The organism is Stutzerimonas azotifigens DSM 17556, assembly GCF_000425625.1.
Classification (GTDB): domain Bacteria; phylum Pseudomonadota; class Gammaproteobacteria; order Pseudomonadales; family Pseudomonadaceae; genus Stutzerimonas; species Stutzerimonas azotifigens.
The window spans coordinates 14,780-41,703 of sequence record NZ_AUDU01000044.1; the positions used below are offsets into that span (position 1 = coordinate 14,780).

The window sequence follows — 26,924 nt, forward strand, 5'->3', positions numbered from 1 at the left end:
TAGGGTGCGCTTTCATTACCCTTCCCCATCCGACCGAAGAGGCTGCCGCATGACCACTCCGACCTTCGCCGATTGGCAACAGCGTGCCCAGGCCCTGCGCATCGAAGGCCGCGCCTTCATCGAGGGTGAGTACACCGACGCGGCCGGCGGCGCCACCTTCGACTGCCTCAGCCCGATCGACGGCCGCCGGCTGGCGACGGTCGCCAGCTGCGACCAGGCCGATGCCGACCGCGCCGTGGCCAGCGCCCGCGCGGCCTTCGAGTCGGGCGTCTGGTCGCGTATGGCGCCGGCCAGGCGCAAGGCCACGCTGATCCGCTTCGCCGGACTGCTCGCCGAGCACCGCGAGGAACTGGCGCTGCTCGAGACCCTGGACATGGGCAAGCCGATCGGCGACTCGCTGAACATCGATGTGCCCGGCTCGGCCAATGCCATCCGCTGGAGCGCCGAGGCGATCGACAAGCTCTACGACGAGGTGGCCGCCACCCCGCACGACCAGCTCGGCCTGGTCACCCGCGAGCCGGTCGGCGTGGTCGCCGCCATCGTGCCCTGGAACTTCCCGCTGATGATGGCCTGCTGGAAGCTCGGCCCGGCGCTGGCGAGCGGCAACTCGGTGGTGCTCAAGCCGTCGGAGAAGTCGCCGCTGACCGCCATCCGCATCGCCCGGCTGGCGCTCGAGGCGGGCCTGCCGGCCGGGGTGCTGAACGTGCTGCCGGGCTACGGACACACGGTGGGCAAGGCGCTGGGCCTGCACATGGACGTCGACACCCTGGTGTTCACCGGCTCCACGCGGGTGGCCAAGCAGCTGATGATCTATGCCGGCGAATCGAACATGAAGCGGGTCTGGCTGGAAGCCGGCGGCAAGAGCCCGAACATCGTCTGCGCCGACGCGCCGGACCTGGAGGCGGCGGCCCAGGCCGCGGCCAGCGCCATCGCCTTCAACCAGGGCGAGGTCTGCACCGCCGGCTCGCGGCTCCTGGTCGAGCGCTCGATCAAGGCGCGCTTCCTGCCGCTGGTGGTCGAGGCGCTCAGGGGCTGGAAGCCCGGCAACCCGCTGGACCCGGCGACCAATGTCGGCGCGCTGGTCGATACCCAGCAGCTGGAGACGGTGCTCGGCTACATCGACGCCGGCCGCCGCGAAGGCGCCCAGGTGCTGATCGGCGGTGGCCGCACGCTGCACGAGACCGGCGGCTTCTACGTCGAGCCGACGATCTTCGACGGGGTGAGCAACGCCATGAAGATCGCCCGCGAGGAGATCTTCGGCCCGGTGCTCTCGGTGATCGAATTCGACGACCTGGACGAGGCCATCCGCATCGCCAACGACACCCAGTACGGCCTGGCCGCGGCGGTCTGGACCGCCAACCTGTCCAAGGCCCACCGCGCCGCCCGCGCGCTGCGCGCCGGCAGCGTGTGGGTCAACCAGTACGACGGCGGCGACATGACCGCGCCCTTCGGCGGCTTCAAGCAGTCCGGCAACGGCCGCGACAAGTCGCTGCACGCCTTCGACAAGTACACCGAGCTCAAGGCCACCTGGATTCAGCTATAGACCGCTCCCACGAAAGGTTGGGGAACCAGATGCAGGTTGGTCGGGACGCGTTCCATAGGGTGGGCCGGGCGGCGTTTCGCTTCAGCCCACCCGCTCGCGGCTAAGATCGCTTCCAGCATCGCCGCCGAGGGCGGGCCTCCCACAAAAACAAGCGGTGCCCAGCGGATTCTGTGGGAGGCCGCGCCCGTTCCCGACGGGCTTGCGGCATTCACCACATCCTTGTGGATTGCGCGCCCTCGCGGCGACGGCGGCCGGACTCGTTCTGCGTCGAGACAGTCGCTCCCAGGGCGTGCCCGGCTGCGCGTCGAGGCTGCGCCTCCCTCATCCGGCCCTGCGGGCCACCTTCTCCCGGCGGGAGAAGGGAAAGGCCAGGCGTTGCCTGGAGCTTCGATGCTCCCTGTAGGAACAGGCTCTGCCTGCGAGCAAGCCGGCACCACAGGGTGCAACGCCTGCGGAAGGGGGCTGGCGCCACCGGCACCGCGCGGTAGCGCCCACACACCCTCGCCAGCCCTCCGCTAGTCCGCCACGCACACCTGGTTGCGCCCGCCGTGCTTGGCCGCGTAGAGCGCCCGGTCGGCCTGTTCCAGCAGGGTGCCGGCGTCCAGCGCCGGGTTGGTTTCGCAGATGCCGGCGCTGAGCGTCGCCTGGAACGAGGCGCCGCCGGCGCTGAAGGTCAGCTCGGCGAAGCGCTCGCGGATGTGGTCGAAGATGCGCAGCGCCTGCGTCGCCGAGCAGTCCGGCAGCACTGCCAGGAATTCCTCGCCGCCGTAGCGGCCGAGGCTGTCGACGCGGCGCAGGCGCTGGCGCAGCAGGTTGGCCAGGGCGCGGATCACGCTGTCGCCGGCGGCATGCCCGTGGCTGTCGTTGACCTGCTTGAAGCGGTCGATGTCGAGCATGACCACGCAGGCCGGACGGCCGCTGCGGCGGGCCCGGTCGACCTCCACCAGCAGCTGCTCCTTGATGCTGGCGTGGGTCAGCAGGCCGGTCAGGCCGTCTCGGGTCAGCGCGGCGCTGAGCGCCCGGGCCCGCTGGGCGTGGGAGAACACCGCGGACACCAGCGCGCTGTCGCTGATCGGCTTGGTGATGAAGTCGTCGCCGGCCTTGACCAGCGCCTCCATCTGCCGGCTGGCGTCGGTCTCCACCGACAGGTAGATGATCGGTATGCGCAGCCAGTCGTCGTGCAGGCGGATCATCTGCGCCAGCTCCAGTCCGGAGCAGCCGGGCATGTTCAGGTCCAGCAGCACCACTTCCGGATTGAACGCGTGCAGGGTCTCGAACAGCCGTACCGGCTCGTCGAGCGCCTGCACCTCCATCCGGGCGCCGCGCAGCACCAGGCTGTAGCGCAGCGTCAGGTCGGCGTCGTCGTCGACGATCAGCACCCGGTACGGCTCGCCCTGCTGCCGCTCGAGGCTGCGCGCCAGGCGGCTTTCCAGCCGGGTCAGGTCCAGCGGGCGGGTGAAGAAGCCCTCGGCGCCGGCGCGCACCGCGGCGAGCTGGATGTCGAAGTCGTCCCGCTCGCCGATCACCATCAGCGGCAGGGGCCGTTCGAGCCCGGCCTGCAGCGCCTTGACGCGGGTCAGCGCGTCGCAGGCGTGCAGGGCCAGCACCAGGGCGTCCGGCGGCTGCTGCCGGAACAGCGCCTCGAGCCCGTCGAGGTCATGGCAGGCCTGAACCTGGTAGCCGAAGGTGCGCAAGGTCTGGCTGATCAGCCGGCAGGCCTGCGGATCGCTTTCCATGAGGTAGATGCACTGGCCGGCGGGCTCCGCCTCCAGGCTCGGGACCGGTGCGGTATCGCCGGCGCCGCTGAGGTCCTTGCGGGCCAGCTCGCGCATCGCTTCGGCCAGTTCGCCGAACCCCGCCTCGGCCGGTTCGGAGGCCTCCAGCCAGCGCGCGATCCGCTGTTCCAGCCGCCAGGCCTCGCGGCCGAGCGCGGGCTGGCCGAAGGAGCCGGCGGCACCGGCGAGACGGTGCAGGCGGCTGCGCAGGTCGTCGAGCTCGATGGCCCGGCGCTCGCCCGCCATGTCGCCGGAGAGGCGCTCGGCCTGCGCCGCCAGTGCCGGCAGCTCGCGACGCAGGCGCTCGGCGAACTGCTCGTTCAGCGCGCGCAGTGCGTCCCGTACTTCATCCTTCGGTCGTGCCGTCATCATCCATCGCGTCCCAGATCGCCGTCAGTCGTGCAGGCAGTTGCATGGGGTCGAAGGGTTTGCTCAGCACCTCGCGCGCACCCAGCTGGTGCAGTTCCTCGAGCCGCTCGGCATCGATGTCGCCGGTCAGGAACACCACCGCCACGCGGCCGAGGTCGATCCGCCCGGCGAGCCGCCGCAGCGTTTCGGCGCCGTCCATTCCCGGCAGCATGGCGTCGAGCAGGACCATGTCCGGATCGAACGCGGCCGCCCGGTCCAGCGCTTCCTGGCCGGTGGTGCAGCTGAGCACCTGGAAGCCGCCGACGCGCTCGAGTGCGATACGCGTCACCACCTGGATCGCCGGCACGTCCTCGACGTGCAGGATGCGTTGCAGCGGCTTCATTTGTTCCCCTCGCCTGAAGTGCTTTCGATCAGATCGCTGCGCGGCAGTTCGAACCAGAAGCAGGCGCCCTGCTCGGTGTGGGTGTCGAAGCCGATGCGCCCGCCCATGCGCTCGATCAGTTCCTTGCTGATCGCCAGGCCCAGGCCGGTGCCGCCCTTCTGGCGGGCGTCTGAGGAATCGGCCTGGGCGAACTTCTGGAACACCCGGTCGTGGAACGCCGGGGCGATCCCCGGCCCCTGGTCGCGCACGCTGACCCTGACCCAGCGATCACGCAGCTCGCTGGTCAGCTCCACCACGCCGCCGGTGGGTGAGTACTTCACCGCATTGGAAAGCAGGTTGCTCAGTACCTGTTGCAGGCGCAGCGGGTCGACCCGCACCAGCGCGTCGGTGTGGCCGCCGAGGCGGTAGCCCACCTGGTGCCGCTCGGCGTAGCCCTGGTTGCTGCGCAGCGCCTGTTCCAGCTGCGGCTGCAGGGCCTGCACGCGGAAGTCGAAGCGCAGCTTGCCGGCGCTGAGCTTGTCCATGTCCAGCAGGTCGTTGATCAGCGCGCTCAGGCGCAGGCTGTTCTGGTAGGCGATGTCCAGCAGTTCCTGCAGGTGCGGGGGGATGTCGCCCATGACCCGGCCGCAGACCAGCGCCAGGGAGCCGGATATGGAGGTCAGCGGGGTGCGCAGCTCATGGCTGACGGTGGCGACGAATTCGCGCTGGATGCGCTCAATGCGCTTGCGTTCGGTGATGTCGTGCATGACCACCACGGCGCCCGCCTGCGTGCCGTCGGGGGCGTACAGCGGGTTGCCGTTGGCCTGCACGTGGCGCACCTGGTCGCCGTTGCGCACGACGAACTCCACGTCGCGCACGTGCTCGCCGCGCAGCGCCCGGAACAGCGGCACCTGGTCGTGCGCCAGCAGGGTGACCTCGTCCGGCTGGTAGAGCCCGTAGACGTACGCCCACTGTTCCGGCGGCACCGGTCGGGCGCCCTGGCCGTGCCACTGCCGGGACAGGTCGTTGAACAGGGTCAGATTGCCCTGCGCATCGCAGGCCACCACCCCCTCGGACAGCGCCTCGAGCAGCCGGCGGTTCATCTCCTGCTGCTTGTCCAGCTCGGCCTGTTGCGCCTTGCGCCCGCTGATGTCGGTGACCAGGCCGTTCCAGAGAACCGAGCCGTCCGCTTGCGGCACCGGCGTGGCGCGTGCCTCGACCCAGATCACGCCGCGCTGCGGATGCAGCACGCGGTGCTCCAGGTGCCAGGCGCCGTTCTGCTCGGCGGCCCGGTGGATGGCCGCGCTGACCCGCGGGCGGTCGTCCGGATGGACCTTCTCGAGGATCGGCGTCATGTCGTTGGCCACCTGCTCCGGCTGCAGCCCGTAGATCTGCTCGATGCCTTCGCTGGCGTAGGGGAAGGAGCCGTAGTCGCCCTTGTGCCAGTGGAACTGGAACAGCATGCCCGGCACCTGCGCGGCGATCTGCTGCAGGCGCAGCTGCAGCTGCGCCTGGAAGGTGAGGTCGTGGGCGATCGCCAGGTAGCCGCGCAGCCGCCCGGATTCGTCGTGGATCGGCGAGACGTTGAGCAGCACCGGCACCTCGCCGCCCTGGCGGTGGCGCAGGCGCCACTCGCGCATGTACTGCGGGCCGCGGCGCAGCGGCGCGGTGAGCACGGCGAAGCCGGGTTCGATGCTCTGGTGGAACTCGGCCGAGAGCAGCGCCGCCTGGTTCTCCAGCGCGTCCCGCGGGAACAACGCCTCGCTGACCGGGCGGCCGAGCAGCTCCTCGTCCTCGTAGCCGAACAGCCGCTGCGCCGCCGGGTTCTGCCGCGCCACCGTGCCGTCCACGTTCATCACCAGCACCGCGCTGGCGGCGCTGTCAAGGATGGCCTGCTGCAGCGCCGCCTGTTCGGCATGGCGGCGGGCCAGCAGGCGTTCCTCGAACAGCCGGATGACCTGCCGCGACAGGCGTACCAGGGCGTCGCGCTGGCTCTGGCCGAGCGCCCGCGGGCGGCGATCGATCACGCACAGGGTGCCGAGGTTGTGGCCGTCCGGCGTGGTCAGCGGCGCGCCGGCGTAGAAGCGGATCCCCGGCGCGCCGAGCACCAGCGGGTTGTCGTGGAAGCGTGCGTCGGTCAGTGCGTCCTGGACCTCGAAGATGCCGTCGCCCTGGATGGTGTGGGTGCAGAAGGAGATTTTCCTCGGCGTCTCGCAGACCTCCAGCCCGACGCGGCTCTTGAACCACTGGCGGTGTTCGTCGAGCAGCGAAATGAGGGCGATCGGCGTGCCGCAGATGTAGGCGGCCAGCTGGGTGAAGTCGTCGAAGTCCTGTTCGTCCGGGGTGTCGAGGATCTCGTAACGGAGCAGGGCCGAGAGCCGGGACGGCTCGGGGTCGGCGGGGTGTTCCTTGGCGGGGTTCGGGCTCGGGTCCATGGTCGGGTCTGCTGCAGGCGGCGAGGGCGAGGGACGTTCAGCGACGACTGTTCTGCCAGATCAGCCGCACCTGCTGGGCCAGCTGCATCGGGTCGAACGGCTTGATGATCACCTCCTGTGCCCCCAGGCCACGCAGGTGCTCGATCTCGCCGGGGTGGACCTTGGCGGTCATGAAGGCCACCGGCACGTCGGCGAGCGCCGGGTGTTCGCGCAGGCCGGCGAGTGTCTGCGGCCCATCCATGCCCGGCATCATCACGTCCAGCAGGATAAGGTCCGGGGCGAACGCATCCACCTGCGCCAGGGCCTGCGGCCCGGAGGAGCAGCTCAACACCTCGAAGCCCCCCACCATTTCCAGCGCCAGCCGGGTCACCGCCTGGATCGACGGATCATCCTCGACATGCAGAATGCGCTTGAGTTCCATCGCGGCCTCCCCAGAAAAAGAGTGTAGTGCGCCCGGGCGCCGCGCCGTGCCCGTCCGCCCAACGGGCGCCGCGCCGTCTTGTCGTGCAGGTGCCCGGCGCCCGGGCGTCACCTGTACGGCTGGCAGCCGATCGGCCGGCGACAGCGCCTGAATATACGCTGGCCGGCCTGCGCGGAATACTGGCGCGCATCGCCCGCCCGGCGCGCGTCAGGGCGTGGCGTCCGGGCCCGGCAAGGCGAGCGTCGCGGCCGGCTGCGGACGCCCGAACCAGTAGCCCTGGCCCTGCAGGCACTGGCGCTGCAGGAGGAACTCGGCCTGCTCCGGGCGCTCGATCCCCTCGGCCAGCACCTGCAGCCCGAGGCTGCGCGCCAGGGCGATGATGGCCATGGTCAGCGCCATGTCTTCCTCGTGACTGGGCAGCCCGGCGATGAAGCCGCGGTCGATCTTCAGCTTGTGCACCGGCAGGCGCTTGAGCCGCAGCAGGGACGAGTAGCCGGTGCCGAAGTCGTCGATCGACAGCTGCACGCCGAGCCCGCCCAGCCGCTCGAGCAGCGCCTGGGCGGCGTCCGGGTCTTCCATCACCGCGCTTTCGGTGATCTCCAGCTCCAGGTGACGGGCCGGCAGGCCGGTTTCCTCCAGCGTCGCCGCGACCCGCGCGTCCAGCTCGCCGGTGCCAAACGAGCGGCTGGAGACGTTCACCGCGACGAATTCCAGCGCGCGGCCCTCGTCCAGCCAGCGCCGCATCTGCCGGCAGGCCTGGCGCAGCACCCAGGCGTCGATCGCGGCGATCAGGCCGGTCTCCTCGGCGATCGGGATGAACTCGTCCGGCGGCACCAGGCCGTAGCCGGGCCGCTCCCAGCGCACCAGCGACTCCAGGCCGAGGACCCGCCCGCTGGCCAGGTCGTGGATCGGCTGGTAGTGCACGCAGAGCTCGCCGCGCTCGAGCGCGTGGCGTAGCGCCGAGACCAGCTCGATGCGCTGGCTGGCCAGCGCGGTCAGTTCCTGGCTGTAGAAGGCATAGGTCTGGCGGCCGCGGCTCTTGGCGCGCGACAGCGCCGAGTCGGCGTTACGTAGTACCTGCTCGGCGGTCTGCGCATCGCTGGGGTAGAGGCTGATGCCGACGCTGGCGCCGATGAACAGCTCCTTGCCCTCCAGGCGGAAGGGCTGCCTGAACACCTGCAGGATCGACTGCGCCAGCGCCGCGGCGTGCTCGACCGAGCTGCAGTGCTCGCACAGCAGGCCGAACTCGTCGCCCCCCAGGCGGGCCAGCGTCATGCCCTCGGCGGGATGCTGCAGGCGTTCGCCGATGGCCTGCAGCAACTGGTCGCCGATGCGGTGGCCGAGGCTTTCGTTGATGTGCTTGAAGTAGTCCAGGTCGAGCTGGAACACCGCGCCGGTGCGCTTGTCCTGCTGCGCCCGCTCCAGGGCGTGCTCGACCCGCTGGGTGAACATCAGGCGATTGGGCAGGGTGGTCAGAGGGTCGTGGTGGGCGAGGAAGTCCAGTTCGCTCTGCGAGCGCTTGATCGCGCTCATGTCGGAGAACACCGCGACGAAGTGGCTGAGCTGGCCCTGCTCGTCATGGATCGCGCGGATGCACTGCCAGACCGGGAACACCGACTCGTTCTTGTGCCGGTTCCAGATCTCGCCGCGCCATTCGCCGTGCTGCTGCAGGCAGTGCCACATCTGCTCGTAGAACGGCTGGTCGTGGCGGCCGGACTTCATCATGTTGGGCGTGCGTCCGAGCACTTCGGCCGCGGTATAGCCGGTGATGCGGGTGAAGGCCGGGTTGGTGTGCACGATGCGCTGCTCGGCGTCGGTGACCAGCACCCCCTCCAGGCTGCTTTCGAACACGGCGGCGGCCTGCCGCAGGCTGGCGTCGAGCTGCTGGCGGCGGCGCAGCTCCTGGTTGATGCGGCGCAGGTGCAGGCACGCCAGCACGTACAGCAGCAGGCTGGTGACCGCGACGAACAGCAGCCCCTTGTAGGACTGCCAGGCGGCCACGTCGACGCGGTTGCCGACCAGGCGCAGGCCCTCGTCGCTGAGCAGCACCCAGAGGGTGGCGAGGGTCCCGTAGAGCAACGCGATGCGCAGCGCCTGGCGAAATTCGGACATTGCGTTTTTTCCAGCTATTGGCAGAAACATTTGGTACGACGTGTGGCGCCCTACCTGCCGAAAGGTAGAGTGGTTTTCTCGCCGGTGAAGTAGATAATGCGGACGGGCCTGCTCATCGGCCTGCGCATTTCTTTCCCAAGAGGCACCCAAGCGCTATGTGGTACAACGGTTTTCTCGACCTGTCGATCTGGCAACTCGTTCTGGTCACCCTGGCTCTGACCCATGTCACCATCGTCAGCGTCACGGTCTACCTGCATCGGTATTCCGCTCACCGCTCGCTCGAGCTGCATCCTGCGCTCAAGCATTTCTTCCGCTTCTGGCTGTGGCTGACCACCGCCATGAACACCCGCGAGTGGACCGCGATCCACCGCAAGCACCACGCCAAGTGCGAGACCCCCGAAGATCCGCATAGTCCGGTCCACAAGGGCCTGGGCACCGTGCTGCGCAAGGGGGCCGAACTATACATGGAAGAAGCGAAGAACGAAGAGACTCTGCGGATATATGGCAAGAACTGCCCGGACGACTGGATCGAACGCAACCTCTACAGCCGCTTCCCGAACGCCGGGGTGACGCTGATGGCGTTGATCGACCTGGCGCTGTTCGGCTTCCTCGGCCTGTCGGTCTGGGCGATCCAGATGATCTGGATTCCGTTCTGGGCGGCCGGGGTGGTCAACGGCCTCGGCCATGCCGTGGGCTATCGCAACTTCGAGTGCAAGGACGCCGCCACCAACCTGGTGCCCTGGGGCATCCTCATCGGCGGCGAGGAGCTGCACAACAACCACCACACCTACCCGAACTCGGCCAAGCTGTCGGTGAAGAAGTGGGAATTCGACCTGGGCTGGGTCTGGATCAAGCTGTTCAGCGCGCTGGGGCTGGCCAAGGTCAACCGCGTCGCGCCCATCGCCCACCGCGTCGAGGGCAAGGGCCACCTGGACATGGACACGGCGATGGCCATCCTCAACAACCGTTTCCAGATCATGGCGCAGTACCGCAAGCTGGTCATCGGCCCGCTGGTGCGCCAGGAACTGGCCAAGGCCGATGCCTCGGTGCGCCATCAGTTCCGCCGCGCCAAGCGGCTGCTGTCGCGCGAGCCGAGCCTGCTGCACCACGAACAGCAGGCGCGCATCGACCTGATGCTGCAGCAGAGCCACACGCTGCGGGTGATCTACGAGAAGCGCCTGGCGCTGCAGCAGATCTGGGCACGCACCAGCGCCAACGGGCACGACATGCTGGCCGCGATCAAGGACTGGATCCACGAGGCGGAGGCCAGCGGCATCCAGTCGCTGCACGACTTCGCCAACCAGCTCAAGACCTACTCCCTGCGCCCGGCCACCGCTTCGGCCGCGGCCTGACACCGCTGATCGGTGCGCCCGGGCCCTGGGCGCACCGACCGGAACTTTGTTTTTCCTGCCGGTTCTCTTAGCAACGTCTCGAATGGGAAAGATCGCTCTAACGCGGGCGATTGGCGCCTGTGTTCCAATCCAGGGGGAGCGGCATGGGTCTGGCGACGGATAGACGGGAGAGTGCGGGCCGGTTGATGCCCGGCACGGAAGCCGAAACCTTGCTGGCGCTCATGCATGCACGTGCCGAGGTGGCGCGCCTGAGCGATCGCGAGCAGCTGCTCAGCCTGCTGCTCGGCAGCGTCAACGCGGTGCTCTGGGCCTTCGACTGGAAGGCCCAGCGGATGATCTATGTCAGCCCGGCCTACGAGCGCATCTTCGGCCGTTCCATGGCGATGCTGCTGGCCGACTACGGCGAATGGCGCAACAGCATCTACCCGGACGATCTGGTCTACGCGCGGGTGAGCATGCTCGACGCCCTCGAACAGGGCGCCGTCGAGACGCGCGAATACCGCATCATCCGCGGCGACGGGCAGCTGCGCTGGATCAGCGACAAGTGCTTCCTCGGCCGCTCCGGTGGCCACGACCGCGGCCCCCTGCTGGTGGGGATCGCCGAGGACATCACCGAGCGCAAGCGCATGGAGGGCGAGCTGGAGCGCCTGGCCACCACCGACGTGCTCACCCAGAGCAGCAACCGCCGGCACTTCTTCGAGTGCGCCGGGCGCGAGTTCGACCACGCCCGGCAGTTCGCTACGCCCGTGGCCTTCCTGCTGCTGGACATCGACGGTTTCAAGCAGATCAACAGCGAGCACGGCCATGCGGTCGGCGACCAGGTGCTGCAACAGGTGGCTCGCTGTGGCGCCTCGGTGCTGCGCCGCGGCGACCTGTTCGGGCGCATCGGCGGGGAAGAGTTCGCCGCCCTGCTGCCCGGCTGTGCGCCGGACCTCGCCGAGCAGATCGCCCTGCGGTTGCAAGGCGAGATCGAACGCCTGGTGTTCCCGGCGCCGGGCGGCGATTTCACCGTCAGCGCCAGCTTCGGCCTGACCTCGCTGCGCGCCGACGACGCCGACCTCGCCAGCCTGTTCGCACGGGCCGACCACGCCGTGCACCAGGCCCGGCGCGAAGGCCCGAACCGGATCGTGCTCGGCTGAAGCGGGGCCGGCGCGCCGCTCCTGCCTACGATGGCCCTCGTTCTGCCAGGCCAGCTGCCGCCGGTTGGCGTGCAGCCCGTCGCCCGCCGGCAACTAAATCCCCACGCGTCCCGTCCCTTTAGAAGTCACCGCATGCGCCGCAGGCCGTGGCCACCGGCCACCGCGACGGGAGAGCGTGCCGACTGCCCTCGCGCAGCGGCGAACAGGGAGGCCCCGGCGGCGTTACACCACCGACCAGGAGACTTCCGCATGAGAGCGTTACGCTGGCACGGCAAGAAAGACATCCGCTGCGACAACCACGTCCCCGACCCCGGCATCGAGGACGGCCGCGACGCCATCATCAGGGTCAGCTCCTGCGCCATCTGCGGCTCGGACCTGCACCTGTACGACGGCTTCATGCCGGGGATGATGCACGGCGACATCCTCGGCCACGAGTTCATGGGCGAGGTGGTCGAGGTCGGCAAGGACAACAGGAAGCTCAAGGTCGGCGACCGTGTGGTGGTGCCCTTCACCATCGTCTGCGGCGAGTGCGACCAGTGCCGGCGCGGCAACTACTCGGTGTGCGAGCGCACCAACCGCAACAAGGAGGTGGCCGACAAGGTGTTCGGCCACAGCACCGCCGGGCTCTACGGCTACACCCATCTCACCGGCGGCTATGCCGGCGGCCAGGCCGAGTTCGTCCGCGTGCCCTACGCCGACGTCGGCCCGGTGGTGATTCCCGACGGGCTGACCGACGAGCAGGTGCTGTTCCTCGGCGACATTCTGCCCACCGGCTGGCAGGCCGCCGCCCAGTGCGAGATCGAGCCCACCGACACGGTGGCGGTCTGGGGCGCCGGGCCGGTCGGCCAGTTCGCCGTGCGCAGCGCGATCCTGATGGGCGCCGAGCAGGTGATCTGCATCGACAACGTGCCCGAACGGCTGTCCATGGCCCGCGCCGGCGGCGCCATCACCATCAACTTCGACGAGGAAAGCGTGGTCCACCGGCTGCACGAGCTGACCCGCGGCAAGGGCCCGGAGAAGTGCATCGACGCGGTGGGCCTCGAGGCGCACGCGGCGCGCTCGATCGACTCGATGTACGACCGCGCCAAGCAGGCGCTCATGCTGGAAACCGACCGGCCCCACGTGCTGCGCGAGATGATCTACGTCTGCCGCCCGGCCGGCATCCTCTCGATTCCCGGCGTGTATGGCGGGCTGATCGACAAGATCCCGTTCGGTGCGGCGATGAACAAGGGCCTGACCTTCCGCATGGGCCAGACCCACGTCAACCGCTGGACCGACGACCTGCTCAACCGCATCCAGGAAGGGCAGATCGACCCCTCCTTCGTCATCACCCATACCGTCAGCCTCGAAGAGGGGCCGGACATGTACAAGGTCTTTCGCGACAAGCACGACGGCTGCGTGAAAGTCGTGCTCAAGCCCTGAGGAGGCATCGCCATGCAACTTCCCCGTCAGGAATACCAGGACTACCGCCTCAACTACGCCGCCCGCAAGACCGCCCGCCGCCTCGGCTGGTTCAGTATCGGGCTGGGCCTGGCCGAACTGCTGATGCCGGGCAGGCTGGCGCGTGCCGTCGGCCTCGAGGAGCACGAGGGGCTGATCCGCCTCTACGGCCTGCGCGAGATCGGCACCGGCGTCGGCCTGCTGCTCTCCGACAACCCCGAGCCCTGGGTCTATGGCCGCATCGGCGGCGACGCGCTGGACCTGGCCACGCTCGGCATGAGCATGCAGCACGGCAGCAATCCGGTGGGCGCGGCCATTGCCGCCGGTGCCGTGGCGGGCGTGACCGCCGTCGACATGGCCTGCGCGCGTGCGCTCGGCAGCGAGCATCACCCGGTGACCGTCTACGACTACAGCGACCGCAGCGGCTTCCCCGAAGCCCCGGAGCGCATGCGCGGCCGCGCCGCCGCCAATGGCGACATGGCCAACATCCCGCAGGTGACGGGCCTGGCGGCGGCCGACCGGGAGACCGAAACGCGGCATTGAGTGCGGTGTGGGCGTGACGCCGACGTGCTGACGTAGGCGCGAGGAGGACGCCGAGTCCGTGCTCGCGAAGAACGCAGCTCCAGCATTGACTCCATTTGCGAGCAAGCTCGCTCCTACGTCATCCGGCTCCCGGTCTCGCCCGAGGGCGTGGCACCCACACCGGGCCAGCCCCTCTCCCTCCGGGAGAGGGCCGGGGTGAGGGCGGGTGTGCAGGGCTTCCCTCATCCGGCCCTGCGGGCCACCTTCTCCCGGTGGGAGAAGGGATGCGTGTGGCTGCGACCTGCGCATTGGGCCCGGCCTGGGCCGGGGCGACGACTGTGTGTGGAGCGGTCTCGACCGCGAATGAACATGCACGTTGCCACGCACCAGCGCCGAGCCAATCCCCCTCTCCCTCCGGGAGAGGGCCGGGGTGAGGGTCTGGTGTGCAAGGACTTTCCCTCATCCGCCCCTGCGGGCCGCCTTCTCCCGGTGGGAGAAGGGACGCGTGTGGCTGCGACCTGCGCATTGGGCCCCGGCCTGGGCCGGGGCGACGGCGGGTGTGCTCGGCCGCCGGGGCGCAGGCCGTCCCCGCCATACCCGCGCCGCCTCGCTTTTGCTAAGGTGGCGGGCCCGATTCGCTGGGGCTGGCCGCGTCGGCGGCGAGCCTGTGGTAGCCCATGTCCTCGATCGTCAATGTCGTACTGCCCATCTTCGCGCTGATCCTGCTCGGCTACCTGTGCCGTCGCACCGGGCGGCTGGGGGAGACGGCGGCGTCGGAGATCAACCGCTTCGTGGTCTGGCTGGCGCTGCCCTCGCTGCTGTTCAAGGCCACCGCCACGGCTTCCTGGGAAGCGATCTGGCACCCGGGCTTCATCGTCGCCTTCACCGCCGGCTGCCTCGGCGTGTTCGCGGTGACCCTGCTGTACCGCATGGCGCAGCGGCGCTCGCTGGTCGATGCCAGCCTCGACGCGCTCTCGGCGTCCTACGCCAACACCGGCTACATGGGCATCCCGCTGTGCGTGCTGCTGCTCGGCGACGAGGCGCTGCAGCCGACGCTGATTTCCTGCCTGATTGTGCTCTGCATTCTCTTCGCGATTACCATCGTCTGCATCGAGACCGGCCTGCACGCCGGGCAGAGCGTCGGCCACACGCTGCTCAAGGTGGGCCGGGCGCTGGCCTGCCACCCGCTGGTGGTGTCGCCGGTGCTCGGAGCGCTCTGGGCGCTGTCGGCGCTGCCGCTGTACCAGCCGCTGGAGCAGTTGCTGGACATGCTCGGCGCCGCCACCGCGCCGGCGGCGCTGGTCTCGCTGGGGCTGTTCCTCGCGCACAGCCAGACCGGGCGCAGCGACGGCGTCTGGCCGATCGTCGCCATCAAGCTGCTGGTGCAGCCGCTGATCACCTGGTTCCTCGCCTTCGTGGTGTTCGAGCTGCCGCCGGTGTGGGCCTATTCGGCGCTGCTGCTGAGTGCGCTGCCGACCGGCACCGGCCCCTTCATGCTCGCCGAGCTGTACAAGCGCGAGGCCGCGCTGGTGTCGCGGGTGATCCTGTTCTCCACCCTGGCGTCGCTTGTCACGCTGTCGGCCTGCCTCTACCTGCTCGGGCTCTGACGACGAACCCGCCGATGCCCTCGGGCGTTGGGCTTCGCCAAGCTCAGCCCAACCTGCGGCGATCTCAGCCGACCGGGCGGGTGACCTCCAGCACCACGGCGGCGATGCGGTCGCAGCCGGTGTAGGGTTCGAGCAGCAGTTCCTCGCCGAACACGTCCGGGTCCATTTCCCGGTAGCGCCAGTCGAGCCCCCGGCCCTCCAGGCGCTCGCGCACGCAGGCGAGGAAGGGATCGGCGTTGGCCCGCATCGCCACGCCGGTATAGAGCAGCAGCGTGCCGCCCGGTGCGAGGCGTTCGCCCGCGGCCTCGACGATCGCCAGCGACAGTCCTGCCCCGAGCGGCCCGCCGCCGTGGCGGTAGGTGCGCTCGCCCGGGTCGACCAGATAGGGCGGGTTGGCCACGATCAGGTCGAAAACGCCCTCGGCCGACCCGAGCAGATCGCTGTGCCGCGCCTCGACATTGTCGAGACCGGCCAGCGCCGCGTTGATACGGGTCAGGCGCAGGGCGGCGGGGTTGATGTCCACCGCCAGTACCTGCGCCCGTGGATGCTGGCGGGCAATGAGCAGGGCGCCGGCGCCGGAACCGCAGCCGATGTCCACCGCGCGGCGCAGCGGCGCCTGGCGGCGTCGCAGGTAGTCGCGCAGGGCGTTGGCGAAGCGGTAGGTGTCGGGGCCGAAGAACACCGCATCGGCGGCCTCGGTGGGGTAGGCCGAGTGCAGCAGCAGCTCCTCGCCGAGGCTCGACAGGCGCACCGCGCTCTGCCAGTCCCCGTCCCGCTCGCGCAGCACCCCGGCGGTTTCCATCAGGGCGAACAGGGGATCGGGCAGCCGCTCGCGGGTGAATGGCCGGCTCCAGCCGAACACGCCGGCGAGGTCGGCGGCGCGGCGGTTGGCTGGTCGGGCATTGACCCGCGAATGGGTCAGCGGAGTGGGGGTGACGAAGCGGTAGCCCGCCTCGCGCAGCGCCCGGGCCAGTTGCAGCAGCGCGCGATCCTGCGCGGCCTGGTCGGTCATGTCGGTGTCCGTGTGCCGGGGCCTCAGTACAGCAGGCGGGTGAAGATTCGCGTGGCCATCAGGCCGAGCGGCGTATGGTGGTCGGCCGGCGAGAGCAGCGGCAGCAGCCGGCGCATCTTTTCCGGGCGCGTCGGCAGCGCGGCCAGTTCGCGTTCGAACTGGCGCAGCTCCGCGTCGAAGTCGCTCTGCGGGCGTGGCAGGCGCTCGGCGGTCGTGGGCGCGCGGCGGCCGCGATTGTCCAGCAGCCGACGGCGGCCCTGGAAGGCCGACGGGCGCTGCGGCAGCGGCGCGCCGCGCAGGGCGGCGCCGTCCGCCTCGGGCGCGGGCGCCCAGTCGCCGGCGATCCAGTCGTGGATCAGCTGCTGCTCGTGGGCGCTGAACACGCCGAACATTTCCGCCTGCTCGCCCTGGATCAGCTGCCAGAAACGGCTCTCCTGCGGATCGCGGTGACGCCTGATCCAGCCGCGCTGCTCCAGCGTGGCGAGGAACTCGGGTAGCAGCGCCGGGTCGGCCAGCCACTGGTTGACCGTCCTGCCGGCGAAACGGATGTAGTCGGAATGAACGAACCGGCCGACCGCGCGCTTGCGCTCGAGCACGCGCAGCACCTCCTGCTCCGGGTCGAAGCCGGCGATCACCGACAGGGTGCTGGCGCCCAGCTCGTTGAGTCGGTAGCCGGCCTTCACCCGGCGGTAGAACTCGGCGCGGTCGCCGACCTGCGGCCAGGCCGCCTCCAGCGCCTGCACGGCCTTCTTCGCATGGCCGGTGTCGGCGTTGTCGACGGTGACATGCAGGGTGAAGTAGTAGGGGTCGATGCCCAGTTCGGTCAGCTCGTAGCTGCTGATCAGCAGGTGCAGCGGCAGCTGCTCGTAGCCGAGGTTGTAGCCGATCAGCTCCGGCAGGAAGCGCTCGGCCTGGTGCGCCAGGGCCAGCTGGACGGCCCCCTGGACGAAGTGTTCGTCGTCCAGCGATTGCCAGTCCTCGCAGCCGTGCGCCGCCAGCAGCCGGCGGTAGAGCACCACGTGGTTCTTTTCCGGGATGCCCTCGCCGAGCTCTTCGAGGTAGGTCTGGATCAGCCCGCCGAAGCGCGGGTCGTCCCAGCGCTGCAGCAGGCCGTAGAGCCAGGCGCCGTCGACCAGCTTGGTCGGCGCCACGCCCTGGAGGAAATGCAGCGCGTGCGCGCGGCTGCCGAAGTAGCGGCGCGGCGCCCCGGCCCGCCGCGCCTCGAGATAGGCCTGGTACTGCCGGCCGACCTCGGCGGTGTGCGCCATCGCCCAGTCGGCCAGCGCCGCCGGGTCGTCGGGCAGGTCGCAGGGCAGGCTGGCGGCGGCGTCCAGCCGGGTTTCCAGATAATCCGCGGCGCGGGCGAGGCCGGAGGCATCGGGCGCGGCGGCGTTCAGGGCGAAATACAAGGCCTTCGAGGGTTCCTCGGTGGCCGGCACGGCGGGCTGCGAGCGTAGCGGCAGGCTGCTGGCTGAGGTCAACTGCATGGTCGTTTCTTTCAAGGCGGCATGGCAGGCCGGTATTCATTCGGCCCCGGACGGCCTGGATTAGTTCTTCCACCCGTCGGCGCCCCGCCGGTCGACTGGCGGGCGGTACGGCGCAACTTCGTGCGGGCGCGGCGTTTCCTACCTGCATCCCTATCGAGCAGGAGGACGACCGATGAAAGAACAGAACCGCGATCCGGAGCGGGATGCCGAGGGGCTTCCCTCCCGCCGGCCAAGCAACGGCGAGGTCGCCGGCGGCAGCCGCGACGACGCCCCGGGCGGCGCCTACAACGTGCCCGAGGAAATGATCGAGGAGGTCGGCGACGAGGAGGCCGAACGCGACCGCCCGGGCAAGCCCTAGGCGCGCGTTCCCTCATCCGGCCCTGCGGGCCACCTTCTCCCGCAGGGAGAAGGGAAAGGCGCTCGACCGCACGCACCTGCACGGCGCGTCCTGTTCCCTGCGGGAGGCGCGCCCTCGCGGCGACAGGGCAGAAGAACTCGCCCGGAGGTCGGGCCTCCCACAGGAAATCTCCCGGCCGGCAGAAAGTGCCATGCGCACCGGGGCGGCGGGAAGAACCTGGCCAGGCCTCCCTCATCCGGCCCTGAGGGCCACCTTCTCCCGGGGGAGAAGGGAAAGGCGCGCGGCCCGCCGTGGGAGCGGTCTCGACCGCGCACGCACCTGCACGGCGCGTCCTGTTTCCTGTGGGAGGCGCGCCCTCGCGGCGACAGGGCAGAAGAACTCGCCCCGAGGTCGGGGCGTCCCACAGGAAATCGCCCGGCCGGCAGAAAGTGCCATGCGCACCGGGGCGGCGGGAAGAACCTGGCCAGGCCTCCCTCATCCGGCCCTGCGGGCCACCTTCTCCCAAGGGAGAAGGGAGAGATGCGCAGCTACCGGCGCGCCACTTCGCCCTTGTCCAGCGCGGCAGGCGGTGCGACGAACAGCAGGTGCGACGGCCGGCTGACCGCCAGGCGCCCGACCGTCTCGCCGAGCCGGCCACTGTCCGGGTCGCGGGCGATGACGACCACCTCGTCGCTGAGCTGGTTGGCCACCAGCAGGTGCCGGCCGTCCGGTGCCAGGGCGAATTCGCGCGGCTCCTGGCCCTCGGCCGGGCGCCGCTGGATCTCGCGCAGGCTGCCGTCCGCCTCGATGGCGAAGGCCAGGATGCGCCTGGCGTCGCCGCGGTCGGTGACGTAGAGGAAGCGACCGTCGGCCGACAGGTGCGGCGCCGTCGAGCCGCCCTTTTCCGCCCCGCGCAGGTCCACCGTCTGGCGCTCGGTGAGCACGCCCTCGGCGTGGTCGAAGCGCACCAGCTGCGAAGCCATCTCCAGGGTCAGGTAGGCCTGCTTGCCGTCGGCGCTGAAGGCCATGTGCCGTGGGCCGCTGCCTGGCGGCAATTCGATCGAGGCCGGCGAGACCGGGCTCAGCGGGCGCTCCGCGTTGCCCGGGTCGTAGCGGTAGGCGAACACCCGGTCGGCGCCCAGGTCGCTGGCGAAGACGAAGCGCCCGTCCGGCGACACCACCGCCGAATGCACATGCGACGACAGCTGGCGCTCCGGGTCGGCGCGGCTGGCCTGGTAGCTGCTCAGCTGGGTGACCGGCGAGAGCCGGCCGTCGCTGCCCACCGGGATCACCGCCAGGCTGCCGTCCGGGCCGCCGCCGGCCGAGTAGTTGGCGACGAACAGGTAGCGGCCGTCGTGGCTCAGGCTGGCGTGGGTGGGATGGTCGCCGAGTGTCTGCACGCGGTCGATCGGAGTCAGCTCGCCGCTCGCGGGGTCGCGCGCGAAGCTGCTCACCCGGCCGATAGGGTCGGGGTCGCCGGCGCCGTTCTCGTTGACCGCGAACAGGCGCTCGCCGCTCGGATCCAGCACCAGCCAGGAGGGATTGTGACTGCGCACCACCTGCAGCGACTCGGGGTCGATCCGCCCGCTGCCGGGCTCGAAGCGGTAGCGGTAGATGCCCTCGCTGCCGTCGCCGGTGTAGGTACCGATCAGCAGTTCGTGCATGGGGGCTCCGAGTGCGCCGGCGGCGCCGAGCAGCAGCCCGGCGGCCAGCACGCCGAGACGCGCCGGGTTGGACATGCCGTGTTCCTCCGTGTCATTGCGTGTCGTCCGGCAGGGCGAAGGCCAGCACGTAGTCGCCCTGCCGGGTGCCCAGCGAGCCGTGCCCGCCGGCCATCACCAGCACGTACTGACGGCCGTCGGCGCCGGTGTAGGTCATCGGCGTGGTCTGCCCGCCGGCCGGCAGGCGGCCCTTCCACAGTTCCTCGCCGGTGTTCAGGTCGTAGGCGCGCAGGTACTGGTCGAGGGTGCCGGAGAGAAAGCCCACGCCGCCGGCGGTGGTGATGGTACCGCCGAGGCTCGGCACGCCCATCTCGATCGGCAGCGGGATCGGCGAGCTGTCGCGGATGGTGCCGTTCCTGCGCTTGTAGATCAGCTCGCCGGTGGTCAGGTCGGCGGCGGCGACGTAGCCCCAGGCCGGCGCCTGGCAGGGCAGCCCGAGCGGCGACAGCAGCGGCTGCAGGATCACCCCGAAGGGCGCGCCCTTGTTCGGCTGCACGCCTTCGGTTTCGCTGATGCGCTGGCCCTCGCCGACCTGGTCGCTGGGCACCAGCTGCGAGGTGAAGGCCATGTAGCTGGGGTTCATGAAGACGATCTGGCGCGCCGGGTCGATGGACACGCCGCCCCAGTCGAATACCCCGAAGTTGCCCGGGTTGACCAGCGAGCCCTGTTCCGAGGGCGGGGTGTAGATGCCGTCGTAGCGCAGCGACTTGAAGGTGATCCGGCACAGCAGCTGGTCGAAGGGCGTGACGCCCCACATGTCGGTTTCCTGCATCAGCGGCGGCTGCAGGTCGAGCCTGGAAAACGGCTGGGTCGGCGCGGTCCAGTCGCCTTCGGCGGCGCCCTGCGGCACCGGGCGTTCCTCCACCGGCAGGATCGGCTCGCCGGTGCGGCGGTCGAGCACGTAGACGCTGCCCTGCTTGGTCGAGGCCACCAGCGCCGGACGCGGGCCCTGCGGGGTCTGGATGTCGGTCAGGCTCGGCTGGCCGCCGACGTCCATGTCCCAGAGGTCGTGGTGGGTAGTCTGGAACACCCAGCGCACCTGCCCGGTGGCGATGTCCAGCGCGGTGATGCCAGCGCTGTAGCGCTCCATCGCCGGGGTGCGGTGGCCGCCCCACTGGTCGGGCGTGGCGTTGCCCATCGGTAGGTAGATCAGCCCGAGGTCCTCGTCGACGCTCATCACCGACCACATGTTCGGCGAGTTGCGCGTGTAGGTCTGGCCCTCCGGCAGCGGTTCGGTCTGCTCCGGGTTGCCGCTGTCCCAGTTCCACACCAGTTCGCCGCTGCGCACGTCGTAGGCGCGGATGACGCCGGAGGGCTCGTCCAGCGAGACGTTGTCGGTGACGTGCCCGCCGATGATCACCAGGTCGCGGGTCACCGAGGGCGGTGAGGTGGAGTAGTAGCCGCCGGGGTTGAAGTCGCCGATGCCGGTGGCCAGGTCCACCGAGCCGCTCTGGCCGAAGCGCGGGCAGGGCTTGCCGGTGTCGGCGTTCAGGGCGATCAGCCGGGTGTCGGCGGTGGGCAGGAACAGGCGCTTGGTGCAGGCGCCCTCGGGCAGGTCCGGGCCGCTTGGGGCGGGCGCGCCGTAGGCGGCCTCGTCGTGATAGGCGACGCCGCGGCAGGTCATGTGCGCCCAGCCCTTGAAGCTCTCGGCGTGCTGCGTGCTGAGCTTGGGATCGAAGCGCCAGATCTCCTTGCCGGTGTCCGGGTCCAGGGCGATCACCTGGCTGTGCGGGGTGCACACGTAGAGCATGCCGTTGACCTTCAGCGGCGTGTTCTCCGCGGTGGTTTCCTGCGGGTCGTCGGGACCGGGGATGTCGCCGGTGCGGTAGCTCCAGGCCAGTTCCAGCCGCTCGGCGTTGTCCGGGGTGATCTGGTCGAGCGGCGAATAGCGCTGGCCGAAGGCGGTGCGCCCGTAGGACGGCCAGTCGCCCGGGTCGGCCTGGGGGGCCGGGTTGTCGATCGGCGCCGGCGCGCGGCTCAGCTCGCCGTCGATCTCGCCGCGCGGCGGCATGACCAGGCTGGCCAGCGCGATCACCCCGGCGGCCACCACGCCGAGCGCGGTCAGCCCGCTGCCGAGCCGTGCACGGTGCTCGCGGTCGCCCAGCGGGTGGCGCAGCCAGGGCAGCAGCAGGACGATGCCGATGGCGAACCACAGCGCCAGGCGCGGCACCAGCTGCCACCAGTCCAGGCCCGCCTCCCACAGCGCCCAGGCCGTGCTGCCGAGCAGGAACAGCCCGTAGACCAGCAGCGCCGACGACTTGCCGAGCACCAGCAGCAGGCCCGCCAGGCCGAGCACCAGGCCGCCGATCAGGTAATAGGGCGAGCCGCCGAGCGTCAGCAGGCGGACGCCGCCGAAGGACATGGCCAGCGCGGCCAGGATCAGTAGCAGGCCGAGGAGCGTGGGCAGCAGGCGGGAGCGGGGCGAGGGGCCGTGGGCCGTCATGGTGGTCTCCGGGCGGGTTGTATCGCGGTGTTACCGGATGGTCGATCCTGCCGGCGACGGATGGTTCCCGCACGCGTCTGCCGGTGATCGACCGGAGCCGCCCGCCGAAAAAATTCGCCGGGGGCTGTCGATTCGGCCCGCTGCCGGACGACCAGTTCACAGGACATCGCCGGAGCCGCCCGTGAAATACCTCTGCCTCGTCTATCTCGAGCCCGATGCGCTCGAGACGCTTCCCGCCGAACGGCGCCGTGCGCTGTTCGACGAGGCGGCCGAGCATCTCGCCCGGCTCGGCGAACGCGACCGGTTGCTGGTCGCCGAGTCGCTGCAGCCGGCCGCCGACGCCCTGCGCCTGTGCCGGCGCGGCGGCCGGCTGCGGCTGGAGGCGCTCGTCGGCACGGCACCGGTGCAGGCCTTCTGCCTGCTGGAGGCGCGCGACCTCAACGAGGCCGTGCTGCTGGCCAGCGGGCTGCCGCAGGGGCGCCTCGGCTGTATCGAGGTACGGCCGGTCGGCGCCCTGTCCGCCTCACCCCAACCACCCGAGAGGACCGCACCATGAACATCGCCGAACACCGCCTGGCCGACGAACAGCGCATCCGCCAGCTCTGCGAAGACTTCGCCACCGCCGCCAACGGCAAGGACCTGGAGACCGTCATGCGCCAGTACGGCAGCGAGCTGGTCGCCTTCGACTGCATCGGCCCGGTCCGTTTCACCGACCTGGCCAGCTACCGCCGTCACTGGGAGGCCTGCTTCGAAATGTGCCAGGGCGGCTTCTTCCGCATGCAGGACCTGCAGGTGCAGGCCGGCGAGGAGGTCGCCTTCTGCCACTTCATCGCCGAATGCGGGGGGGCCAACGAGCAGGGCGAGATCCAGACCGGCTGGATGCGCGGCACCCGCTGCCTGCGCAAGGAAGCCGGCGACTGGAAGGTGGTGCACGAGCACTGCTCGATGCCCTTCGACATGCAGAGCATGCAGGTCGATTTTTCCCAGAAGCCCTGATGCAAGGCGGGTGGCGGGTTGCCGCTGCGGCGGATCACGCCACCGGTCAGCGCTTCGGCAGGTCGCGCCTGGCGGCGCGATCCGCCGGCTGCTCAGCCGCGATCGAGCGGCCCGGGCGTGCCGCGCAGCAGCGCCTTGCCGGCCGGCGCACGGCTCGCCCGGCAGCGCGCCAGTCCGTGCAGCCCGATCAGCGTCGGCAGGCCCAGGGCCAGCCAGCTCAACCAGTCGCCGAGGCCCTCGGAGACCAGTCCGGCGATCAGTCCCAGGGTCGAGGTCAGGGCGATGACCGCCGGCCACAGCCAGATGCGCATCATGCCCGCACCTCCGTAGGACCGCGCTTGAGCCAGAGGTACAGGCCGCTGCCCAGCACGACGATGGTGAGGATGTCCAGCAGCGCCCAGAGCACCTTCAGCGGCAGGCCGCCGTAGTCGCCGAAATGCAGCGGCTCGGACAGCTGCAGGGCGGTGACGTACCACGGGCGGGCGCTGGCCTCGAGCACTTCGCCGCTGGCCGGGTCCACCAGCAGCGCCTGGGTCAGCCGGGAGGTCAGCGGCGTGTCGCCGCTGAGGATCACCGCCGCATGCTCGGGCGTCGCGCGCAGGGTGCCGGGGTAGGCGATCATCGCCACCGCCATGCCCGGCGCGGCCGCCAGCACACGATCCACCGCCGCCTGCAGCGAGCCGTCGGCGGCCGGCGCCCCGCCGGCATCGGCGCCGAGCAGCACCCGCGTCTCGCCGGCCTGCAGCGCGCGCACCTGGTCGGCCTGCCAGCTCTTGAAGATCAGATCCGCCCAGGTGTTGACCACCCCGGTGAAGCCCACCGCCAGCGCCCAGACCAGCGTGACGATGCCGAGCAGGTTGTGCAGGTCCAGCCAGCGCGTGCGCGGTGCCCGTTCGCGGCGCACTTCGGCGAAGCCCAGCTTGCGCATGAAGGGCGCGTAGAGCACCACGCCGGAGACGATCGCCACCACCAGCAGCAGGCCCATGGCGCCGAGGAACAGCTTGCCGGGCAACCCGGCGTAGAGGTCGACGTGCAGGCGGTACATCACGCTCATGAAGCCTTCGTCGAAGTTCGGCGCGCCCACCACCTCGGCGGTGCGGGCGTCCGACATGATCAGGAGCGACTTGCTTTCATCGGTATCGACCCGGGTGTCGAGCTTGACGTACCAGAGGTCCGGCGCGTCCTCCTCGGCGAAGAAGTACAGCGGCACCAGCCCCGGGTAGGCCCGCACCGCCTCGGCGGCGACCTGGTCGACCGAGGCGCGCGGCGTGCCTTCCGGCATCGGCGGCGCCTCGATCTCGGCGCCGGTCAGGTGGTCGATCTCGTGGGAAAAGATCAGCGGTAATCCGGTCAGGCACAGCAGCAGGATGAACGCCGTGCAGACGAGGCTGGACCACTTGTGGACCCAGCCCCAGCGGCGAAGAACGGCTGGCCGCATCAGAAATCGACCGTGGCGCTGAGCGAGAGGGTGCGGGGAGCGCCGAGGACGAGGTAGTTTTCATTGGCGTAGCCGCCAACCGATGCCCAGTAGTCGCGACCGGTGACATTATCCAGACGGGCCCGCAGGGTCACGTCGCGGTTCTCGATGGTCATGCGATAGCGTGCGCCGAGATCAAGGCGGGTCCAGGATGGAATCTCCCGATTGTTGGAGATATCGGCATACTGGCTGCTGGTATAGACGACCCGGCTGGTCAGGGTCAGACCATCAAGCCCCGGCACGTCCCATTCGCCTCCGACATTGGCCTGGGTGCGAGGCACGCCGATGGCGTGGTTACCGTCGTAGTCGCCATTGTCAGTGTCCTGCAGTTCTGTATCGAGCAGGGTTACGCCGCCCAGCAGGCGCACACCGTAGATCGGTTCGCCGAACACCGACAGCTCGATGCCCTGATTGAGTTGGTCGCCGCCTTCCCTGAAGGCTCCATCTGCTACAGTCCCGATTGGTCGTTCGGTACGGAAAACGGCCAAGCTGCCGCCTAGGTTGATGCCGTCATACTTCAAGCCGATTTCGGTCTGCTTGGCGATGTGGGGCGCGAGCGTCTGGCCGGCGTTGCTAACCGGCTCGGTTGTCCCATCAGGACGTGTAGTGGTCCAGGGTGCAGTGTCGCCTTTGGCGAGACCTTCGATGTAATTGGCATAGACCGATATGTCGTCGGTCAGTTTGTAGAGCACGCCACCAACCGGAGTGGTTTCGTAGCGATTGATCCGAGACTCGCGCTCTCCGGTCGCCGCAGCATAGTTCTTGGTCTCGATTCCTTGCCGGCGGGCACCGAGAGTCACGAGCAGCCGGTCATCGAAGAAGCCGAGGGTATCCGCGATGGCCAGGCTTTGTGTGTGGGTGCGGCCAATGACGTTTGGATCGGACATGGCCCCACCGCTACTAATAATCGGAGGCAGGGAGACGTCGATCGGGTCGTAGAGATCGCCAGTGAATGTATCGGACATTGCCCAGGCGTTGCGTTCTTTCAGAGCGAACATGGCCGCTGATGCCACCCATTGATGACTGATTTCACCAGTAAAAAACGATCCGCGCAGGCCCATTTCGCCGGTAGCGACCTCTTCTTTTCGCCTGTTATCGAAGCGATACGATGTGGTGTCGCCCGCAGCCGTATAGCGTGGACCGGCAAGACGGTTCTTTTCTTCCCCCTCACGCATGCCCGCCGCCAGCCAGCCGGTTATAGAGTCCGAGAAGTCGTATTCAGCGCGGAAGGTGCCGAAGGTCTGCTTCTCCTTCGAATACGTCCAGGGCTGGGCGAAGTTGTCATCAGCGTCCGGGGTCCTCGGAATGCTTGCGTCCGCAAGTGGCGTCACGCTCGGGCGTGGGGTGTCGAGGAAGTGGTACTGATGGCCGATATCGGCGGACAGGCGGAAATTATCGCCCTGATAGTCCAGGCCCAGGGCGAACATATCGAGCGTGCGGCTCTCGTCATCAATCGTAGTATCGCCGTCATGCTTGGCTGCATTCAGGCGCACACCGAAGCGGTTTTTCTCTCCGAAGCGGCGGCCAATGTCGGCTGCCGCGATGCCCTGTCCGCCGTTCTCAGCACCTATGGTCAAGCGGGTCAGCGGTTCGTTGGGCGCTCGCTTGGGCAGCAGGTTGATCATGCCGCCCACACCGGTTCCCCCCGGCGCCGCGCCGTTGAGGAAGGCACTGGCGCCACGGAAGACCTCGGCGCGTTCGATGAACTCGGCGGCCACGTACTGGCGCGGCAGCAGGCCGTACAGGCCGTTGTAGGAAATGTCGTCAGAGAACAGGCGGAAACCTCGCACCATATATAGCTCCTGCATGTTGCCGAAGCCGCGGGATACGCGTACCGATGGGTCGTTCTGCACGATGTCCGACACGCTGCGTGCCTGCTGATCCTGAATCAGTTGCGAGGTATAGGCTGTCGAGGTGAACGGCGTATCCATATAGTCCTGGTTGCCGAGGATGCCTACCCGGCCGCCGCGCGCCACCTGCTCGCCGGCATAGGGCTCGGTCAGGCCGCCGGCCGAGGCGTCGGCGCTGGCGACGATCTCGGTTTCGGGCAGTTCGAGCGGCTCGCTGCGCGGGCTGGCCTGTCCTTCGGCCGCTTGCACCTCGTCCGAGGGCTGGGTTGCGGATTGCTGCGCCATGGCCGGGGCGCCGGCGAAGCTGGCGACAAGGCAGGCGGGCAGCAGGGCGGAGACGGCACCTGTTTGGAGCGGGCGGCGAAGGATGGGCATGGGTGGCCTGACAGGGTCTGTGATTGTTCGGGAAGTCGCCGAATGAGGACCGGCGAATCGTTCAAAAGCGGCAAGAATAGCTTAATGATAATAATTCGCAAGACGAATGGCGCCGGTGCCCTGAAATTGCGCTCTTCGGGGAGCCGGACG

21 protein-coding genes are annotated in these 26,924 nt (G+C 69.5%); 9 read left to right on the top strand and 12 right to left on the bottom strand.

Annotated features, from left to right (window positions below; genetic code table 11):
- The first annotated feature begins 49 nt into the window (after nt 1–49).
- Nucleotides 50–1,543 carry an aldehyde dehydrogenase gene (locus H610_RS0104420; protein WP_028238560.1) on the top strand — a complete coding sequence of 498 codons (1,494 nt, stop codon included), beginning with the start codon at nt 50–52 and terminating at the stop codon, nt 1,541–1,543.
- Nucleotides 1,544–2,058: 515 nt separating this feature from the next.
- Here H610_RS0104420 and H610_RS0104425 read toward each other — a convergent pair.
- From H610_RS0104425 to dibA, 5 genes are all read right to left on the bottom strand, one after another.
- Nucleotides 2,059–3,687: a diguanylate cyclase gene (locus tag H610_RS0104425; protein ID WP_028238561.1), complete on the bottom strand. Its 1,629-nt coding sequence runs from the start codon at nt 3,685–3,687 to the stop codon at nt 2,059–2,061.
- A complete protein-coding gene (locus H610_RS0104430) occupies nt 3,665–4,069 on the bottom strand; it encodes a response regulator (RefSeq protein WP_028238562.1) in 405 nt (134 codons plus the stop codon). Before H610_RS0104430 ends, H610_RS0104425 begins: the two co-directional genes overlap by 23 nt.
- A complete protein-coding gene (locus H610_RS0104435) occupies nt 4,066–6,483 on the bottom strand; it encodes a PAS domain S-box protein (protein WP_028238563.1) in 2,418 nt (805 codons plus the stop codon). Before H610_RS0104435 ends, H610_RS0104430 begins: the two co-directional genes overlap by 4 nt.
- A 37-nt stretch (nt 6,484–6,520) precedes the next feature.
- The gene (locus H610_RS0104440) at nt 6,521–6,904 is read right to left on the bottom strand and encodes a response regulator (RefSeq protein WP_028238564.1); all 384 of its coding nucleotides are present in this window, start codon (nt 6,902–6,904) and stop codon (nt 6,521–6,523) included.
- A gap of 207 nt (nt 6,905–7,111) precedes the next feature.
- Complete coding sequence (gene dibA / locus H610_RS23225) at nt 7,112–9,016, bottom strand: phosphodiesterase DibA (RefSeq protein WP_028238565.1); 1,905 nt, start codon at nt 9,014–9,016, stop codon at nt 7,112–7,114.
- A gap of 155 nt (nt 9,017–9,171) precedes the next feature.
- Here dibA and desA point away from each other — a divergent pair, with 155 nt between their 5' ends.
- The 5 genes from desA to H610_RS0104470 all read left to right on the top strand — a co-directional run bounded on the left by desA (nt 9,172) and on the right by H610_RS0104470 (nt 15,076).
- Entirely contained in the window at nt 9,172–10,368 is a 1,197-nt protein-coding gene (desA, locus tag H610_RS0104450) for a delta-9 fatty acid desaturase DesA (protein ID WP_028238566.1), read from the top strand.
- 143 nt (nt 10,369–10,511) lie between these two features.
- Nucleotides 10,512–11,507: a GGDEF domain-containing protein gene (locus H610_RS0104455; protein WP_028238567.1), complete on the top strand. Its 996-nt coding sequence runs from the start codon at nt 10,512–10,514 to the stop codon at nt 11,505–11,507.
- A 249-nt stretch (nt 11,508–11,756) separates the two neighbouring features.
- Nucleotides 11,757–12,929, top strand: coding sequence for a zinc-dependent alcohol dehydrogenase (locus tag H610_RS0104460; RefSeq protein WP_028238568.1), 1,173 nt, complete (start codon nt 11,757–11,759; stop codon nt 12,927–12,929).
- Nucleotides 12,930–12,941: 12 nt separating this feature from the next.
- Nucleotides 12,942–13,490, top strand: coding sequence for a hypothetical protein (locus tag H610_RS23230; protein ID WP_051231493.1), 549 nt, complete (start codon nt 12,942–12,944; stop codon nt 13,488–13,490).
- Nucleotides 13,491–14,146: 656 nt separating this feature from the next.
- Complete coding sequence (locus H610_RS0104470) at nt 14,147–15,076, top strand: AEC family transporter (RefSeq protein WP_028238569.1); 930 nt, start codon at nt 14,147–14,149, stop codon at nt 15,074–15,076.
- A 64-nt stretch (nt 15,077–15,140) separates the two neighbouring features.
- Here H610_RS0104470 and H610_RS0104475 read toward each other — a convergent pair whose 3' ends face one another.
- Nucleotides 15,141–16,088, bottom strand: a complete 948-nt coding sequence (locus H610_RS0104475) for a methyltransferase (protein WP_028238570.1) — start codon at nt 16,086–16,088, stop codon at nt 15,141–15,143.
- A 23-nt stretch (nt 16,089–16,111) separates the two neighbouring features.
- Entirely contained in the window at nt 16,112–17,575 is a 1,464-nt protein-coding gene (locus tag H610_RS0104480; RefSeq protein WP_028238571.1) for an iron-containing redox enzyme family protein, read from the bottom strand.
- A gap of 172 nt (nt 17,576–17,747) precedes the next feature.
- Here H610_RS0104480 and H610_RS0104485 point away from each other — a divergent pair, with 172 nt between their 5' ends.
- The gene (locus H610_RS0104485) at nt 17,748–17,933 is read left to right on the top strand and encodes a hypothetical protein (RefSeq protein ID WP_028238572.1); all 186 of its coding nucleotides are present in this window, start codon (nt 17,748–17,750) and stop codon (nt 17,931–17,933) included.
- A gap of 527 nt (nt 17,934–18,460) precedes the next feature.
- Here H610_RS0104485 and H610_RS23235 read toward each other — a convergent pair.
- Complete coding sequence (locus tag H610_RS23235; RefSeq protein ID WP_051231495.1) at nt 18,461–19,651, bottom strand: lactonase family protein; 1,191 nt, start codon at nt 19,649–19,651, stop codon at nt 18,461–18,463.
- Nucleotides 19,652–19,667: 16 nt separating this feature from the next.
- Nucleotides 19,668–22,076, bottom strand: coding sequence for a glucose/quinate/shikimate family membrane-bound PQQ-dependent dehydrogenase (locus H610_RS0104495; RefSeq protein WP_028238573.1), 2,409 nt, complete (start codon nt 22,074–22,076; stop codon nt 19,668–19,670).
- 181 nt (nt 22,077–22,257) lie between these two features.
- On the opposite strand from H610_RS0104495, the gene H610_RS23240 reads away from it, so the two are divergent.
- Nucleotides 22,258–22,632, top strand: coding sequence for a YciI family protein (locus tag H610_RS23240; RefSeq protein ID WP_051231497.1), 375 nt, complete (start codon nt 22,258–22,260; stop codon nt 22,630–22,632).
- The gene (locus tag H610_RS0104505) at nt 22,629–23,072 is read left to right on the top strand and encodes a YybH family protein (RefSeq protein WP_028238574.1); all 444 of its coding nucleotides are present in this window, start codon (nt 22,629–22,631) and stop codon (nt 23,070–23,072) included. Before H610_RS23240 ends, H610_RS0104505 begins: the two co-directional genes overlap by 4 nt.
- Before the next feature lie 92 nt (nt 23,073–23,164).
- Here H610_RS0104505 and H610_RS23245 read toward each other — a convergent pair whose 3' ends face one another.
- The 3 genes from H610_RS23245 to H610_RS0104520 are packed head-to-tail and all read right to left on the bottom strand — an operon-like array spanning nt 23,165 to nt 26,774.
- Nucleotides 23,165–23,386, bottom strand: a complete 222-nt coding sequence (locus H610_RS23245; protein ID WP_043237605.1) for a hypothetical protein — start codon at nt 23,384–23,386, stop codon at nt 23,165–23,167.
- Entirely contained in the window at nt 23,383–24,510 is a 1,128-nt protein-coding gene (locus H610_RS0104515; protein ID WP_028238575.1) for a PepSY-associated TM helix domain-containing protein, read from the bottom strand. Before H610_RS0104515 ends, H610_RS23245 begins: the two co-directional genes overlap by 4 nt.
- Nucleotides 24,510–26,774 (bottom strand): TonB-dependent receptor, encoded by a 2,265-nt coding sequence (locus H610_RS0104520; RefSeq protein ID WP_028238576.1) that lies wholly within the window; start codon nt 26,772–26,774, stop codon nt 24,510–24,512. The genes H610_RS0104515 and H610_RS0104520 overlap by 1 nt, the downstream gene beginning before the upstream one ends.
- Nucleotides 26,775–26,924 lie beyond the last annotated feature (150 nt).

Coding starts and splice junctions, on each gene's coding strand:
- H610_RS0104475 (WP_028238570.1), bottom strand. CDS start 16,088: ATGACCGACCAGGCCGCGCAGGATCGCGCGCTGCTGCAACTGGCCCGG.
- H610_RS0104420 (WP_028238560.1), top strand. CDS start 50: ATGACCACTCCGACCTTCGCCGATTGGCAACAGCGTGCCCAGGCCCTG.
- H610_RS0104440 (WP_028238564.1), bottom strand. CDS start 6,904: ATGGAACTCAAGCGCATTCTGCATGTCGAGGATGATCCGTCGATCCAG.
- H610_RS0104430 (WP_028238562.1), bottom strand. CDS start 4,069: ATGAAGCCGCTGCAACGCATCCTGCACGTCGAGGACGTGCCGGCGATC.
- H610_RS0104435 (WP_028238563.1), bottom strand. CDS start 6,483: ATGGACCCGAGCCCGAACCCCGCCAAGGAACACCCCGCCGACCCCGAG.
- H610_RS0104515 (WP_028238575.1), bottom strand. CDS start 24,510: ATGCGGCCAGCCGTTCTTCGCCGCTGGGGCTGGGTCCACAAGTGGTCC.
- H610_RS0104455 (WP_028238567.1), top strand. CDS start 10,512: ATGGGTCTGGCGACGGATAGACGGGAGAGTGCGGGCCGGTTGATGCCC.
- H610_RS0104480 (WP_028238571.1), bottom strand. CDS start 17,575: ATGCAGTTGACCTCAGCCAGCAGCCTGCCGCTACGCTCGCAGCCCGCC.
- H610_RS23245 (WP_043237605.1), bottom strand. CDS start 23,386: ATGATGCGCATCTGGCTGTGGCCGGCGGTCATCGCCCTGACCTCGACC.
- H610_RS0104425 (WP_028238561.1), bottom strand. CDS start 3,687: ATGACGGCACGACCGAAGGATGAAGTACGGGACGCACTGCGCGCGCTG.
- H610_RS0104495 (WP_028238573.1), bottom strand. CDS start 22,076: ATGACGGCCCACGGCCCCTCGCCCCGCTCCCGCCTGCTGCCCACGCTC.
- H610_RS0104485 (WP_028238572.1), top strand. CDS start 17,748: ATGAAAGAACAGAACCGCGATCCGGAGCGGGATGCCGAGGGGCTTCCC.
- H610_RS0104460 (WP_028238568.1), top strand. CDS start 11,757: ATGAGAGCGTTACGCTGGCACGGCAAGAAAGACATCCGCTGCGACAAC.
- dibA (WP_028238565.1), bottom strand. CDS start 9,016: ATGTCCGAATTTCGCCAGGCGCTGCGCATCGCGTTGCTCTACGGGACC.
- H610_RS0104520 (WP_028238576.1), bottom strand. CDS start 26,774: ATGCCCATCCTTCGCCGCCCGCTCCAAACAGGTGCCGTCTCCGCCCTG.
- desA (WP_028238566.1), top strand. CDS start 9,172: ATGTGGTACAACGGTTTTCTCGACCTGTCGATCTGGCAACTCGTTCTG.
- H610_RS23235 (WP_051231495.1), bottom strand. CDS start 19,651: ATGTCCAACCCGGCGCGTCTCGGCGTGCTGGCCGCCGGGCTGCTGCTC.
- H610_RS0104505 (WP_028238574.1), top strand. CDS start 22,629: ATGAACATCGCCGAACACCGCCTGGCCGACGAACAGCGCATCCGCCAG.
- H610_RS0104470 (WP_028238569.1), top strand. CDS start 14,147: ATGTCCTCGATCGTCAATGTCGTACTGCCCATCTTCGCGCTGATCCTG.
- H610_RS23230 (WP_051231493.1), top strand. CDS start 12,942: ATGCAACTTCCCCGTCAGGAATACCAGGACTACCGCCTCAACTACGCC.